At 60.2% G+C, this 14,283-nt stretch carries 13 protein-coding genes and 1 pseudogene; 1 reads left to right on the top strand and 13 read right to left on the bottom strand.

Going from position 1 to position 14,283, the window contains the following annotated elements:
- The 13 genes and pseudogenes from AQY21_RS16190 to AQY21_RS16130 all read right to left on the bottom strand — a co-directional run.
- A pseudogene (locus AQY21_RS16190) lies at positions 1 to 425 on the bottom strand (electron transfer flavoprotein subunit alpha/FixB family protein); the annotation flags it as partial.
- Positions 425 to 1,183: an electron transfer flavoprotein subunit beta/FixA family protein gene (locus tag AQY21_RS16185; RefSeq protein WP_058098646.1), complete on the bottom strand. Its 759-nt coding sequence runs from the start codon at positions 1,181 to 1,183 to the stop codon at positions 425 to 427. The pseudogene AQY21_RS16190 and the gene AQY21_RS16185, both read right to left, overlap by 1 nt.
- Before the next feature lie 244 nt (positions 1,184 to 1,427).
- A complete protein-coding gene (locus AQY21_RS16180; RefSeq protein WP_058098645.1) occupies positions 1,428 to 2,918 on the bottom strand; it encodes a class I adenylate-forming enzyme family protein in 1,491 nt (496 codons plus the stop codon).
- A 15-nt stretch (positions 2,919 to 2,933) separates the two neighbouring features.
- Entirely contained in the window at positions 2,934 to 4,097 is a 1,164-nt protein-coding gene (locus AQY21_RS16175) for an acyl-CoA dehydrogenase family protein (RefSeq protein ID WP_058098644.1), read from the bottom strand.
- An 11-nt stretch (positions 4,098 to 4,108) separates the two neighbouring features.
- Entirely contained in the window at positions 4,109 to 4,822 is a 714-nt protein-coding gene (locus tag AQY21_RS16170) for an ABC transporter ATP-binding protein (protein WP_058098643.1), read from the bottom strand.
- Positions 4,819 to 5,589: an ABC transporter ATP-binding protein gene (locus AQY21_RS16165; protein ID WP_058098642.1), complete on the bottom strand. Its 771-nt coding sequence runs from the start codon at positions 5,587 to 5,589 to the stop codon at positions 4,819 to 4,821. The genes AQY21_RS16170 and AQY21_RS16165 overlap by 4 nt, the downstream gene beginning before the upstream one ends.
- The gene (locus AQY21_RS16160; RefSeq protein ID WP_058098641.1) at positions 5,586 to 7,439 is read right to left on the bottom strand and encodes an ABC transporter permease; all 1,854 of its coding nucleotides are present in this window, start codon (positions 7,437 to 7,439) and stop codon (positions 5,586 to 5,588) included. Before AQY21_RS16160 ends, AQY21_RS16165 begins: the two co-directional genes overlap by 4 nt.
- Positions 7,440 to 7,576: 137 nt before the next feature.
- Entirely contained in the window at positions 7,577 to 8,785 is a 1,209-nt protein-coding gene (locus AQY21_RS16155) for an ABC transporter substrate-binding protein (RefSeq protein ID WP_058098640.1), read from the bottom strand.
- Positions 8,786 to 8,845: 60 nt separating this feature from the next.
- Complete coding sequence (locus AQY21_RS16150) at positions 8,846 to 9,655, bottom strand: MaoC/PaaZ C-terminal domain-containing protein (RefSeq protein WP_058098639.1); 810 nt, start codon at positions 9,653 to 9,655, stop codon at positions 8,846 to 8,848.
- The gene (locus AQY21_RS16145; RefSeq protein ID WP_058098638.1) at positions 9,652 to 10,395 is read right to left on the bottom strand and encodes an enoyl-CoA hydratase/isomerase family protein; all 744 of its coding nucleotides are present in this window, start codon (positions 10,393 to 10,395) and stop codon (positions 9,652 to 9,654) included. The genes AQY21_RS16150 and AQY21_RS16145 overlap by 4 nt, the downstream gene beginning before the upstream one ends.
- Positions 10,388 to 11,785: an amidase gene (locus AQY21_RS16140; RefSeq protein WP_058098652.1), complete on the bottom strand. Its 1,398-nt coding sequence runs from the start codon at positions 11,783 to 11,785 to the stop codon at positions 10,388 to 10,390. The genes AQY21_RS16145 and AQY21_RS16140 overlap by 8 nt, the downstream gene beginning before the upstream one ends.
- Positions 11,778 to 12,536, bottom strand: a complete 759-nt coding sequence (locus AQY21_RS16135) for an SDR family NAD(P)-dependent oxidoreductase (RefSeq protein WP_065169949.1) — start codon at positions 12,534 to 12,536, stop codon at positions 11,778 to 11,780. Before AQY21_RS16135 ends, AQY21_RS16140 begins: the two co-directional genes overlap by 8 nt.
- Positions 12,533 to 13,387 carry an alpha/beta fold hydrolase gene (locus AQY21_RS16130; protein ID WP_065169951.1) on the bottom strand — a complete coding sequence of 285 codons (855 nt, stop codon included), beginning with the start codon at positions 13,385 to 13,387 and terminating at the stop codon, positions 12,533 to 12,535. Before AQY21_RS16130 ends, AQY21_RS16135 begins: the two co-directional genes overlap by 4 nt.
- Positions 13,388 to 13,450: 63 nt before the next feature.
- On the opposite strand from AQY21_RS16130, the gene AQY21_RS16125 reads away from it, so the two are divergent.
- Entirely contained in the window at positions 13,451 to 14,155 is a 705-nt protein-coding gene (locus AQY21_RS16125) for a TetR/AcrR family transcriptional regulator (protein ID WP_082658149.1), read from the top strand.
- Positions 14,156 to 14,283 lie beyond the last annotated feature (128 nt).

Genomic DNA, 14,283 nt, shown 5'->3' with positions numbered 1-14,283 from the left:
TTCGCGTCCCGCGACTTCACCACCTGGATGGCGTTGCCGGCATAGATCGGCCGCTCGAAGGTCTCGGCGTCGAGGATGGCCGAGACATCCGACAGCACCATCACGTCGAGCAGCGCCGCGACGCGGGGCATGACGTTCTTGGCATCGGTGGTCGCAGGCGCGGCGATGTGGTCGTAATCGCCGGCCAGGCCCACGATCAGCGCCGCGGTCGGCTCGGCCAGGCGGTGGCCGTAGAGCGGGGCCTCGGCCACCAGCACCTTCGCGACGCCGGCGATCTTCGCGGCCTCCTCGGCGGCGGCCTTGGCCTGCGCGCCGGCGCAGAGCACCGTGACATCGCCCAAGGCCTTGACCGCCTGCACCGCCTTCGCCGTCGCGTCGCGGTTCAGCGCCCCGTTCGTGACTTCCCCAAGCAGCAGAACAGCCATCAGATCACCCCCGCTTCTTTCAGCTTGCCCACCAGCTCGTCCACCGAGCCSACCTTGATGCCGGCCTTGCGGCCCTCGGGCTCGCGCACCGAGACCACCTCGAGCCGCGGCGCGACGTCGACGCCGTAATCGGCGGCGGTCTTTTCATCGAGCGGCTTCTTCTTGGCCTTCATGATGTTCGGCAGCGAGGCGTAGCGCGGCTCGTTGAGCCGCAGGTCGGCGGTGACCACCGCCGGCAGCGCGACCGCGATGGTCTGGAGGCCGCCGTCGACCTCGCGGGTGACTTTCGCTTTGCCGCCCTCGATCTCGACCTTGCTGGCGAAGGTGGCCTGCGCCCAGCCGAGCAGCGCCGCCAGCATCTGGCCGGTGGCGTTCATGTCGTTGTCGATGGCCTGCTTGCCGGCGATGATGAGCTCGGTGCCTTCCGCCTTGGCCACGGCGGCGAGGATCTTCACCACCGCCAGCGGCTCGATGTCGGTCTGCACGTCATCGGCGGCGACCACCAGGATCGCCCGGTCGGCGCCCATGGCGAGCGCGGTGCGCAGCGTCTCCTGGGCCTGCCTGACGCCGATGGAAACGGCGATGACCTCGGAGGCCACGCCCTTCTCCTTCAGCCGGATCGCCTCCTCGACCGCGATCTCGTCGAACGGGTTCATCGACATCTTCACATTCGCAAGATCGACGCCGGACCCGTCACCCTTCACACGGGCCTTCACGTTGTAGTCGATCACGCGCTTCACTGGCACGAGGACTTTCATGGTTGCTCCTGTTGTTTCATGGGCTGCTGCTCCCTGTGGTCGGCGGCTTCATCCGTGGAACCGCAGGCCAGCATACGCGTCTACTAGGATGACCCGATGGCAATCATCTCGGCGCTTCCTGGCAGTTCATAGAGTTCAGGCCTCAGGAGGTCACACCACGCGCTCCAGATCGTCGCGGCATCCACCTCGGCCAGCATGCAAACGATCTTTGCTCCCCTGTCGGAAAGGGCAAAGGCCGACATTCCTATAGCAGTGCGGTTTTGAGAATCTTTCCCGACGGGGCAATGGGCAGCGCATCCATGAAGGTCACGATGCGCGGTACCTTGTATTCGGCGATCCGCCCTGAGCAGTACGAGAGAACATCTTCTACCGAAAGCGAGGGATCCTCCTTCACGATCACCGCCTTCACTACCTGTCCATAAACTGGATCAGGGCTACCTACAACGGCCGCAGCAGCAATGCCGGGATGAGTCAGCAAAGCGTCCTCGACCTCGATGGGTGCGATCTTGGCACCACCACAAATGATCTGGTCCCGGGTCCGGCCAACAATGAAATAATAACCCTCAGCATCGCGCGATACCAGGTCGCCGGTACGGAACCACCCGTCGACGACCGAGTCGGAGGTGCGTTGAGGATCCCGGTAATATGCGCCGGAGAAGCTCGGGCCGCGAACCCAGAGTTCGCCCACTTCGTCGACGCCGGCATCCTGGCCCGTCTCGGTGACCACTCGGACTTGGGTCGGTGCAATCAGCCGACCGACTGAGCCTGCCGGCGGCTCGCCCTCCACACGCAAATCGAAGGAAAAGATCGGACGCACTTCAGTCATGGCATAGTAGGGCCGAACGACGAGGCCCAGCCGGTCGCGGCAATCGGCAATCACCTGTTCGTTCAGCGCGGCGCCCGAGGACGCGGCGAGCCGAAGAGAGGACATATCGTATCTACGCGCGTCCTTGAGTGCGACATCGGCCATCATGGCATACATGGTAGGCACGCCGAGAAAGACGGTCGGGCGCATCGTCTCAATAGCTTCAAGCGCGAGGCGTGGATGGAACTTGGCGGCCAGGAGAACCGTCGCACCGCTGAGCAGCGCCACATAGGTCGCAGCATGGAACCCGTAGCTGAACGACAGCGGCAATGTCACAAGCACTCTATCCTGTGGATTGATGCCCATCATGCCGCCATAGGCCAAGGCCGAGGCCAGTTCGTTTGCATGGCTTGCGGCGACCCCCTTGGGCGTCGAGGTCGTGCCGGAAGTATAGCACAGCAGCGCCAAATCATTGCCCGAGGCGGCTAACGGCGCCGTATGAACAGGAGCGCCTGCCGCCCTTGCGAGCAGGGCTTCGAGATCCTCTACCGGCAGCGGCGTTCGAAGCCCCTTATGCGCTTCGGTGACGGTCTCGGCAAGCTCGCCCGCCCGAATAATGGCGCGCGCTTCGCTGTGCTCCAAGATATAGCGGATCTCATGCGGCGCGAACTCCGCGTTTACCGGTACGATGGCCGCTCCGATCATTGCAAGCCCGAGATAGATCGAAAAGAACTCAGGCCGGTTCGGCGACAGAAGGGCTACACAGTCGCCTTTGGCGATCCCGGCATCGCTCAGAACCGAGGCAAGCCTACACCCCTGATCGACGAGTTCGCCATAGGTAACGATCCGATCCCCGAAAATGAAAGCAGGATGGTCGGGGTCTCGGGCGGCGTGCTGGAGAACCGGAGTAACAACATCGGTAAAACTCATTTCAATCTCCTCCGACTACATAAGCCCGAGCCGATCCGGCCCATCCGCTTTGATCATCTCTCGCGCGATGATGATGCGCTGTATCTCATTCGTGCCTTCGGTCAGGACATATATGGGCGCCTCGCGGTAAAGCCTTTCGATTGGAAATTCGGCGACATAACCATATCCGCCCAAGACCCGCATCGCCTCTTGCGTGATGGTCATCGTTGCCTCGGTCGCGAACAGCTTGGCCATCGAGGACAGCATGTCGGCGCGGCCATACTGCGCCTTGTGCCGCAGGGCTTCGCGGATCATCGCGCGGGCAGCGACAAGCTGCGTCGCCATATTCGCCAAATGGATCTGGACTGCCTGGTGATTGCAGATCGGCTGGCCAAAGGTTTCCCGGTCCTTGGAGTATTGCAGGGCGACCGCCAGCGCGTTGCGCGCCATTCCTACTGCGGTCCCCGCCATCGCCAGCCGACCTGTTTCCAAGATGGACAGAACCTGTGGCAGCCCCTGCCCCGCTAAGCCACCCAAAAGCGCCAACCGGTCCAGTTTCACCCCGTCAAAACGCAATTCGGCGGTATCGACATGCTTGAAACCCATCTTGTGGATCAGACGCGACACCTCGAAGCCCGGCGTTTCGGATTCCACGATAAACAGGCTGATCGGACCCTTACCGTCGGGTGCAGGCTGCCGAGCCAGAACCATGTGCAGCCTCGCACGCTGCCCGTTGGTAATAAATATCTTTTGCCCATTCAGCACGAAGCCGCCATCCTCCTGCGGCACGGCTTGTGTGCGTATCTGTTTCAGGTCCGATCCCGTCGAGGGTTCGGTCAGCACGATCGCACCCCGGCGCGATCCGTCGGCAAGTTCGGGCAGATAACGCTGTTTTTGTTCGTCGGTGCCATAAAGCGAGATCAGCCGCGCCACGGTGCAATGGCTGTTGAGAAAACTCGGCATGGCCGACCAACCCGCCCCCAGTTCTTCCATGATCGCGACATAATCCTCCAACGGCAGGTCAAGACCGCCATAGGCTTGGGGAACGACCATTCCGAACAGGCCAAGCTCAGCCATGGCATCGACAACATGTTGCGGGAAGTCGTCCTGTTCCTCCAGGCGCTGGACATTGGGCACGATCTCCCGCCGAACGAAATGGCGGACACCTTCGACGATTGCGGAAACTTCGGATTCGGACATGACTGATCTTCCTACATTGTCAGGTAAGCGCGGCACACCGCCTCATTGGCGGACAGTTCGGCCATGGTGCCTTCGAAGACGATATGGCCGCGATCAAGCACATAGGCACGGTCGGCCAAGGCAGCGGCAAAGGACAGGTTCTGCTCGGACAACAGAATCGTAAGACCCTTTGCCTTAAGTTCGAGGATCAGCTTTGCCAACCGCTCGACGATGACCGGCGCGACCCCTTCGGAAGGCTCGTCCAGAAGCACGAGATAGGGATTTCCCATCAGCGTACGGGCGATGGTCAGCATCTGTTGTTCGCCCCCGCTCATGTCCGAACCGGGCCGGTTCGGCATGGCCGCCAGATTGGGAAAGACATCAAGCAGCGTCTCCACCGTCCATTCGGCGGCGCCTTCGCGCGGCGGTTGCCGACCCAGATCCAGGTTCTCCAACACGGTCAGGTCGGAAAAGATGCGCCGGTCCTCGGGAACGAAACCCAGACCCCGACGCGCAATCTGATAGACCGGCAACTTTTCGATCGATTCGCCACGGAGCTTGACGGAGCCGGAACGGTTTTTCAGATGCCCCATCAGTGCCTTGAAAGTGGTAGATTTTCCGGCGCCGTTGCGGCCCATGATCGCCACCACCTCGTTCGGGCGGACCTGCAGGTTCATATCGAACAGGATTTGCGCCTGACCATAGGCTGCATTCAGCCCGGTCACTTCCAAAAGCGGGATGGTCATTGTGCGATCTCCGAGCTTTCCAGGAATGCGCCAGTGCCCAGATAAACCTCTTGCACCAACGGATTATCACGAATTTCCAAAGGCTTACCTTTGGCGATCAGCTTGCCGCGCGACATGACGACCACGACATCGGCATGTTCGAACACGACATCCACGCTATGTTCGGTAAACAGCACAGAAAGCCCGCGTTCCCGGACCAGGCTTGCGGTCAGGCGCATCAAGGAATTGCGCTCCTTGGGTGCCATGCCGGCCGTCGGTTCGTCCATCAGCAACAGTTTCGGGCGATTGGCCAGCGCCATGGCCAATTCCAGGCGCTTCACGTCGCCATAAGCCAGAAAGCAGCAGGCCCGTTCCGCCTGATCCTGCATTCCCACGGCCCCAAGCAGCGCGTCCGCCTCCGCTCTGTAGCTGCGCACCAGAGGAGTCCACAGCCCGGACAGACGGTCATGCACGGAATGGAGCACCATCTGCACATTCTCACGTACGGTCATCGAACCGAACGTCTGGGCGATCTGGAAGGTCCGCCCGACGCCCCGCCGCCAGATCTGGTTCGGCTTTTCGCGCGTGATGTCGTAGCCATCGAACACCACTGACCCGCTATCGGCACGAAGCTGGCCGTTCAGCATATTGAAGCAGGTGGACTTGCCCGCCCCGTTCGGGCCGATCAGCGCAACGATCTCTCCGGGTCCGACCGTGAAGGAAACATCCTGCACTGCCTTGACGGCAAAGAATGACTTGCTGATAGAATTGACTGCCAGTGTGCTCATTTCTCACCCTTTCCAAAGCGGTGCATGAACGCGCCCACGATCCCCTGCGGCATCCCCAGCACGAAAGCGATGATGAAAAGGCCCAGGATCAGGCGCCAGTAATCTGCAAGGTTTCGGATCAACTCGACCGCGACGATGTGATAGGCGAATGCCCCGATCAACGGACCGCTGATCGACTGAACGCCTCCCACCAACACCATCACCAAGGCATCAACTGTGGTTGAAACACCGAAATCATTCGGAAAAACCGACCCACGGTGATATGCCATCAGTGCACCAGCAAGTCCCGCAAACGCGCCCGAGACAATGAAAGCAGCCCATTGAATTCGCGCCACATTCATACCGATGGCGGCCGAACGCGGTGCAGAATCGCGACCTGCGCGAAAAGCAAATCCGAAAGGCGAATACAGTGCACGCCGCATGAGCCATGTGGAAACCGTCACCGCAAGAAGCGAAAGATAATAATACCCCGTGTGAGAATTCAGCCAGGCAGGCCGGCTGAGCCCGACGATGCCGTTATCGCCACCGGTAAAGGACACCATCTGGATCGAGAGCGTGAACAGGATCTGTGCAAAGGCCAGTGTCAGCATCGCAAGATATACCCCCTTCAGCCGTGTACAGAACCAACCGAAAAGCAGCCCGCCTGCCGCTCCGCTAAGAATTGCGGCCAGAATGCCTACACCCATCGGCAATCCCAGGCGGGTGGCCACCAGCGCGGCGGCATAGGAACCCAGGCCGAAATAGGCGGCATGCCCGAATGAGACGATGCCGCCCACAGACAGAAGGAAGTGCAGGCTGCCCGCAAAGATGGCGAGGATGAATACCTCGCTCATCACGACCTCGAGATAGGACGAGGCAACCATCGGCAGCAGCATAAGGACTGCGATCACAATCAGCGTGGCAAGTTTCATTCTCTTGCTGGGCAGGCGGAATGGCTGGTCGATCGACAGATCGCCCGGGCGTTGTGGGATGATCCGCCCGCCCATAAGGCCGTTGGGACGAAAGATCAGAACCAGAACCATAACGATAAAGATCAGGACCGAAACAGCCTGCGGAAAGAACAGCACGCCAAAGGCATTGATGACGCCAACCAGAACCGCGGCGAGGAACGCGCCCAGAATCGAGCCCATCCCGCCGATCACGACGATTACGAAGGCTTCGACAACGATATTGATATCCATCTGGAGATTAGCGGATTCCTTGGGGATTTGCAGTGCGCCCGCCAGCCCTGCAAGGAATGTTCCCAGAAAGAACACGACGGTGAACAAGGTCTTCTGGTTCACCCCCAGCGACGCAACCATCTCGCGATCCTGCGTCGCGGCTCGGATCAGCCGTCCCCAGCGTGTCCGATGCGTCAGCCACCACAGCAGGCCCAAGAAGATCGGTCCGACAAAGATCAGCGCCAGGCTGTATTGCGGGATGCGCTCACCAAATATCGACGCCGCGCCCTTCAAACCCGGCACCCTCGGCGCCAGAACCTCGTCTGGCCCCCAGAATTCATAAATGAGGTTCTGAAAAACCAGCACCAGCCCAAAGGTGACGAGGATCTGAAAGACCTCAGGCGCGCTATAGATACGGCGCAGGACTGTCATTTCGATCAGACAGCCGATCAGGCCGACGATCAGCGCAGACAGCAATACCCCACCCCAAAATCCCCAGGAGGTTGACGGCATTGCGCTGGTGATTGTCAACGCGACATAGGCACCCAGCATATAGAATGAACCGTGCGCAAAGTTAACGATCTTTGAAACGCCAAAGATCAGGGCAAGGCCGGATGCAACCAGAAAAAGAGTAGACGCATAGGATAAACCATTCAGAAGCTGTGCAAACAGCGTGGATATGTCATACATGACCTTGAATTCCCTGGGCTGTTATGGGCGCCATGCGTATCGGGCCACACTGGCCGCAATGATCGCAATTCCCGTCATTGTCCTACATGTTTGGCGAATTAGGCTTCCCACCCCGTCGGGAGTGGGGAGACACACATTCACTTCGTAGCTTCTTCGCTGCGAAGGGTCTTCACCACGTCGTCTGGCAGCTGGTAATCGGCTCCATTGTAGGCTTTCCAGTCGACCATCTTGCCCACACCGTCCTCCACCTTCAGCTTGCCGATGAAGAATGCAAAGGTTGACTGGTGATCCTGCCGGCGAAAGGTCAGCGTCCCCACGGGAGAGCCAAACTGGACGTTACGCGCGGCCGCAATCAACGCCTCGGTATCGGTACTGCCCGCCTTTTCGATGATGGCCTTGATCGCAAGCATTTCGGTATAGCCAATCAGAGATCCAACCTTCGGCAATTCGCCATAAGCATCCATATATGCCTCGCGAAAAGCGACATGTTCCGGCGTTTCGATCTGCTCAACGGGATAGCCGGTAACCGTCCAGCCCTCTGGCGCTTCATCGGCCAGCGGCTCGAGGTATTCGGGCAGACCGGTTAGGACCGAATACACCTCGCGGTCTTCGAACAGCCCGCGCATGTTTCCTTCTCGAGCGAATTTTGCCAGATCGGGGCCAAAGGTCGCGTTGAAGATGGCGTCCGGACGGGCGGCAATCATGGCTTGAACGGTCGCCCCGCCTTCGAGCTTGCCGAGCGTTGGCCATTGCTCGTTCACGAACTCGACATCAGGGCGCAGGCGCTGCAATTCTTCGCGAAAACCCGCTACGGCGGACTGCCCGAATTCATAGTTGGGAGCAATAGTTGCCCAACGCTTCGCCGGAAGCTCGGACGCCAGTTGCGCCAAGGCAATCACCTGAGAGCGATTGCTGTTGAACAGGCGAAAGGTATAGCGATTGCCCTTTTCCCAGACCAGCGTGTCGCTTTGCGGTTGACCAACAAGGAAGAATACCTTGTTGGCCTTGGCAAAATCGGCGACAGCTACCGCGACATGCGACAAATAGGTTCCGGTCAGCAACACGACGCCTTCGTTTGTGACCAGCTCCTGCGCGGCGCGCAGCGCCGCGTCTGGCTTGCCGGTATCATCGCGCGAAATCACTTCCAGCGGTTTTCCCAACACCCCGCCCTCATCGTTGATCTCCTTCACCGCCAGTTGCCAACCATTCCGGTAGGCATCGGTCGATTGCGGGTTGGTGGAATAGGAAGACATCTCGCCGATCTTGATGCTGTCGGCGGCGGCAAGACCACCGGACAGCCATGTCATGGCGGCGACGGCCAGCGCCTTTCTCAATCCGTGTTTCATCTTTGACCTCCTGATGGGGTGAGTTTAGTTCTGCGTCTTCCGGTTCTTTTGCCGGTTCTATTACTGCGTGAAGGCCGCGAAGCCGTCCTTCAGGACCGGACGGTCGTTTGCCATCATGTCAAAGGCAAAGCCCTCGGTCAGCGGCGCGGCCCGCAAGGTCAACAGATCGCCGGGTAGGACCGGCGCGCTAAGCTTGGCGGTAGCCTTGGCAAGATCAGCAGGATGGCGACCGAAGGTCGGTCCCAACATGCGCAATGCGATCCCCAAGGTGCAAAGCCCATGCAGGATGGGTCGGTCGAAGCCATAACCCTTGGCCACAGCTGGATCGACATGAACTGGGTGCAGATCCCCGGTCAACCGGTAAAGCACGGCCTGTTCTGGGCTGGTCTGATATTGTCCGACAGCGGCCAGTCCAGGGATGTCGCCTGCTTTTGCGGCAGCGGCCGGCGGGCCGCCCCAGTTCCCGATTCCGGGCAGGAAGATCGAATAGCTCGCGTCGAAGACAGGGCTGCTAACTGCGATCTCGACAATCGTCGCCTTTCCCTTGTCCGTTACGGATTTCACCAACCCATGTGTGCGAACGGCCGCACTGCGGGCGACCGGCGCGTGAACGACCACCTCTTGCGTGACATGCAGCGATTTCTTGCGGTCATAGACTCCAAGGTCGCCGCAGCGTTCCACGGCCCACAGCCCAAGTGCCGCGAACATTCCAGGCAGCGGACGCAGGTCGCGCTCGTAGACCAAGTCCAAGTCATCCGCCTTGGCACCACAAGCCAGCGCGTAAAGGATCGCATCGCGTTCAGTCCAGCGAACCTCAAATTCGCCAAGGTCATAGCCGATCAGTTGGTGAAAATCGGTCGGTCGAGTCATGTCTTTGGTTTCCTTGCAAGTCGCAGGGCGGTGCGGCGTTCGTCGGATGTCAGCAGTTCGGTCCTGCGGGCCTGCCAGTCCTCCGCAGCGAAATCCGGACGATGAAATGCCTTGACGAACGCCTTGCTGGTCCTTTGGGCCAGAGGCGGCAGCCTGGCCGCTCGCGAAGCCAGATCGGTAGCCATGGTCAATGCTTGACCGCTTTGCGCCGGATGGGTCGCGACTCCAGCGGCCAGGGCCTCGGTCTGATCCAGCTTGTCGGCCAGCAGCAGCAAACGCATCGCCGCCGCATGGCTAAACTTGGGCAGGATCTGAGCCAAACGTTGCGGGTTATACAGGATGCCCATCTTGACCGCCGGCAAAGCAAAAACTGCATCCGACGCGGCGACGCGAAAATCACAGGCCAGCGCAAGATCAAGCCCCGCCCCAATGCAGGCTCCCTGCACCGCAGCAACTGAAATCAGAGGGCTTTCCTCAAGCGCCCCCGTCAAGCGCGACATTTCGTCGTCGTAGTCCTGATCCGAACCGTCGCCCTCCAAGCCGCTGAAATCCGCGCCCGCCGAAAAGCTCGGCCCTTCACCGGCAACGACCAATGCGCGGATGCCATCCGTCTCGGCCTGTTGGATAGCGTGACACAGTTCGCTTATCAGGCTGCGTGACAGCGCATTGCGTCTCGCGGATCGTGCCATGGTCAGGACCCGCACCTCCGGCGTTGGCGTTTGCATGACCAACTCAGACATCGCCAGTCCTTTCCCGGTTCGCCTGCGCGTTGATGGTGGCGCGGAAATTCAGCGCCTCCTCAATCTCCTGGGACAGATCCAGAAGGGCCGCGTCCTGGCCAAATGCCGCGACGAGCTGCGCTGAAACCGGGCGACCTTCCGCAAGCCCACAAGGCAACGCGGCCGCTGGCGTTCCCGCCACGTTAAAGGGCGAGGTAAAGGGGAAAGCCCCCCATAGGCGCCCGACCGGCTGACCGTCGATTTCTTCGGGCCGTTCGCCGATGGGGAAGGCAGGCGAAGCAGTGGTGGGCAGCAGCAACATGTCGAACCGTTCGAACAAGGACGCGATGCGAGCCTGATACCGCCCATGCTGGGCGCGGGCCCGGTCTACCTGTTCAGGCACGAGCTTTCCTGCGGCCACGAGGCTTGCTACCTCGTAATCCGTCAGCTCCTCGCAGCAATAGTCCAGTAGATGGCCCCGTTCGCGCCATTCTTCGGCAAGGACCAATGGCCCGAATGCCTCATCCCAGCCTTTCAGATCCAGCCTGATCTCTTCCACCTCGTGGCCCAGTTCGACCAGCAGCCGCGCAACATGCGCTACCGCCGCGCTGATGCCTGGATGCACCGGACGATCATCGGTCGTGGGACAATAGCCAATCCGGTAGATGCGTCGCTTTGCAGCCCGGGCAAAGTCCCGTTCCGCCAGGACCGAGAGAAACAGGCGTGCGTCGGCGACATCGTTGGTCAGGGGGCCCGCGCAGCAAAAATCGCTCATCCCGCGAAAGCCGCCCTCGTCACGGCAAAGACCATAGGAGGGCTTGAAGCCGAACACCCCGCTCATTGCGGCAGGGATACGGATCGAGCCGCCCCCATCCGCCCCGAGGGCCAGCGGCACATAGCCCGCCGCCACCGTCACCGCCGCACCGCCGCTGGAGCCGCCGGGCGTGGTGGCCGTGTCCCAAGGGTTACGGGTAACCAGGGAAAGCCGGTTTTCGCTGGTCGCAGACTGACCGAACTCGGCAGTATTCGTCTTGCCGATGAACACCGCGCCGGCGGCACGCAGCCGCCGCACCACCCCGCTGTCCTCAAGAGCAAGGTTGCGACCGAACACGCGCGAGCCACGCGTGGTCACGCTGCCGGCAATGTCAAAGGTATCCTTGATCGATACCGGCACACCGGCCAAGGGCCGAGCCTCTCCGTCGCGCCAGTTCTCATCGGCTGTACGGGCCTGTTCGCGCGCCAATGCGTCCAAGGTCAACACCATGGCACCCAGCGTTTCGTCACAATCCTGCACACGGTCCAGCGCGGTCTTGACTACCTCCGACGGGGACAGCCTGCGGCTACGAAAATCAGCGATCAGGCTTGTTGCCGAGGCAAAAGCCTGAACCAGCGGCTGGGGGCGATCAAGCATGCGGATGCACTCCGCCGCTGACCCCATAAACCTCTCCGGTCACATAGCCGGCCTTTTCGCTGACCAAGAAGGAAACCAAGTGGGCGACATCTTCGGGCTGGCCAAGACGGTCGAGGAACGCCTTCTTCGCCAGGTAGCCGTCAAAGAAATCGTCCGGGTAAATGCGCCGCAGGAAGTCGTTATAGATCAGGCCGGGTGCGATTGCGTTGACGCGGATGCCGTGCTTGCCGTTTTCTGCCGCCGCGACACGGGTCAGCGCCATGACCCCCGCCTTGGCTGCCGAATAGGCCGCGCCGTGTTCGGTCGTCATTTCCCAGCCCGAGATGGAAGAGATATTGACGATCGACCCGGAATTGGCCGCGATCATGTGCGGCAGGGCATGACGGATGCAGCTGAACGTGCCGGTCAAGTCGATGTCGATGCATTTCTGCCAGGTCTCTAGCGACATTTCGGCCACCGGCTCGATCTTGGACCAACCGGCATTGTTAACCAGAACATCGATGCGTCCATAGCGGCCGGCGACCTGATTGAACACATCCTCAACTGCAGCGTGATCGCTGACATCCAGCCGATACCAGGGGCATTCCGTTCCTACGACCCGCGACAGCTCCTCCGACAGCTTGACCATCCGCCCTTCATGCAGGTCGGTGATGATGACACGCATGCCGTCGGCAGCCAGTTGTCGTGCGATGGCCGCTCCGATCCCTGCACCAGCAGCAGCAGTCACGATGGCGGTTTTAATGTCACTCATTCTGTTTCTCCCGAAAAACTAAGAGTGGTCAATGTGCTGTTGATTTCCAAAGCAAGAAGATCGGGCTGATCCACCGCCAGCAGATGGCCCGCTCCCGGAATTTCTGCATAGGATGCTTGCGGCATCGCCTCCCGCAGGATGTCCGCAGCCTTCTGCGGACAGAACACGTCTTCAACGCCATGGATGATATGAACCGGCACACGGATATCGGACAGCCGATCTGTCAGCGGATCATCGGCCAAGGCCACCATGGCCTTTGCCGCATTCACATAGCCCGCTCCATCGCCCACCGCCGCGATGCGCCGCGCGGCGATTCCGGCAATTCCGTCGCGTTTATGGAAAATCTGCGCGGCGGTATCGGCGGCCAGCCCTTCATGGAACGCAGCAGGATCGGACTGAAGTTGCGAAATGCGTTCCTTGAAGAAGGACGCAGCAGCCCTGCCAACCTTACTGGAGGTCCCGATCACGACGGCCTTGCGAACCAGATCTGGTCGCTGCAACGCGGCCGCGAGGACGATCACACCGCCCAGCGAAAAACCCACGCAAATGGCCGGGCCCGTGATCGCATCCAGAAATGCAGTCAGATCCGAAGCGAGCTGCGCGGTGGTGCCAACTCCCTCTCCTGCCGTCGTTCCACCGTGCCCACGGAGATCGGGAACGAAAGCCGCAAGCCCAGGGGGGAGGCGAGCGATGATCTCGTCCCAACTCCTCCCGTCCTCTGCCAAACCGTGAACGAAGACGACGGCCGGGCCGGTTCCTGCGTGGCGAAACGCGACCTCGATATCGCCCAGCAATACTTTCTCTTTCCCGGAAGGCGCTTGCGCAGCCCCCCTGGCAATCTGTGGTGCCATGGACATCATCCCTGCAGTTGACTGTTCCGCTATGGGCGGTTGTTCTTTTGATACTGGTTGAGTATGATCGGAACCAAGAAAAAAGCAATAGTGATGTCACTTTTTTTAAAGTGGCGAAAGGTGTTGATAATGCTGAGTAATGCACCAGAACCGAAGCTGCCCAGCCCAACGACCGCTAAGGGAAAGGCGACGTTGGCGCGCATTCTTGAGGCAGGCCGCGCCGTATTCGGCGAATCGGGATATGTCTCGATGAGGATGAGCGATCTTGCTGACAGGGCCGGCCTGTCAATGGGCGCGCTTTACCGCTACTTCGACAACAAGGATGACGTTTTCCTTGCGATCATCCACGGCATTCATAACCAGCTTTACGCCGCAAGCCGATCTGCTGGGCCGGGAACCTTCAAAGCTGATCCCTATGGTGCAATACTGGCATCAAACGTCGGCTACCTCGCGCATTATGCCGAGCACCGGAAGGTCATGCGCGCGTTTATCGAAGCCACGATGGTTGACGAACGCTACACCGCCATGTGGTGGTACATGCGCGAGCGCCATATTGTTCGCGTAACAACAGCATTGCAGCGCGACCATGGTCGAGCGGAAAGCAGCGGACTACCCGTGCGTCTTACGCTGGAGGCGCTTGCCTCGATGACCGAACAATCGGCCTATGTCTGGTATGCACATCCAAAGGCTTCGGAGCCGATTCTGCCTGTAGCCGATGCAGCCCGGATAGTCAGCGACATCTGGCATCGGACGCTCTTTTCTACTTGATCTGCAATCAGGACGTTAGCACCCTCCCGACATTACTGTGTCAGTCTCGTGGACGAAGGGCAGTCTAATTCAACCATAATGAGATCGTGCGGCTGAAGAACATCGGTAACTTATCCAGCGGGCGCCGC

Origin of the sequence: Paracoccus sp. MKU1, assembly GCF_001447385.1 — a bacterium.
In the GTDB taxonomy this organism is placed as follows: domain Bacteria; phylum Pseudomonadota; class Alphaproteobacteria; order Rhodobacterales; family Rhodobacteraceae; genus Paracoccus.
The sequence above is the reverse complement of the archived record's forward strand: the minus strand, read 5'-3'. Positions and strand labels throughout refer to the sequence as shown.

Excerpts from the sequence above, each read along its gene's own strand:
- AQY21_RS16140 (WP_058098652.1), bottom strand. The coding sequence starts at position 11,785 with ATGCTTGATCGCCCCCAGCCGCTGGTTCAGGCTTTTGCCTCGGCAACA.
- AQY21_RS16180 (WP_058098645.1), bottom strand. The coding sequence starts at position 2,918 with ATGAGTTTTACCGATGTTGTTACTCCGGTTCTCCAGCACGCCGCCCGA.
- AQY21_RS16150 (WP_058098639.1), bottom strand. The coding sequence starts at position 9,655 with ATGACTCGACCGACCGATTTTCACCAACTGATCGGCTATGACCTTGGC.
- AQY21_RS16160 (WP_058098641.1), bottom strand. The coding sequence starts at position 7,439 with ATGTATGACATATCCACGCTGTTTGCACAGCTTCTGAATGGTTTATCC.
- AQY21_RS16135 (WP_065169949.1), bottom strand. The coding sequence starts at position 12,536 with ATGAGTGACATTAAAACCGCCATCGTGACTGCTGCTGCTGGTGCAGGG.
- AQY21_RS16125 (WP_082658149.1), top strand. The coding sequence starts at position 13,451 with ATGATCGGAACCAAGAAAAAAGCAATAGTGATGTCACTTTTTTTAAAG.
- AQY21_RS16175 (WP_058098644.1), bottom strand. The coding sequence starts at position 4,097 with ATGTCCGAATCCGAAGTTTCCGCAATCGTCGAAGGTGTCCGCCATTTC.
- AQY21_RS16155 (WP_058098640.1), bottom strand. The coding sequence starts at position 8,785 with ATGAAACACGGATTGAGAAAGGCGCTGGCCGTCGCCGCCATGACATGG.
- AQY21_RS16130 (WP_065169951.1), bottom strand. The coding sequence starts at position 13,387 with ATGGCACCACAGATTGCCAGGGGGGCTGCGCAAGCGCCTTCCGGGAAA.
- AQY21_RS16170 (WP_058098643.1), bottom strand. The coding sequence starts at position 4,822 with ATGACCATCCCGCTTTTGGAAGTGACCGGGCTGAATGCAGCCTATGGT.
- AQY21_RS16145 (WP_058098638.1), bottom strand. The coding sequence starts at position 10,395 with ATGTCTGAGTTGGTCATGCAAACGCCAACGCCGGAGGTGCGGGTCCTG.
- AQY21_RS16165 (WP_058098642.1), bottom strand. The coding sequence starts at position 5,589 with ATGAGCACACTGGCAGTCAATTCTATCAGCAAGTCATTCTTTGCCGTC.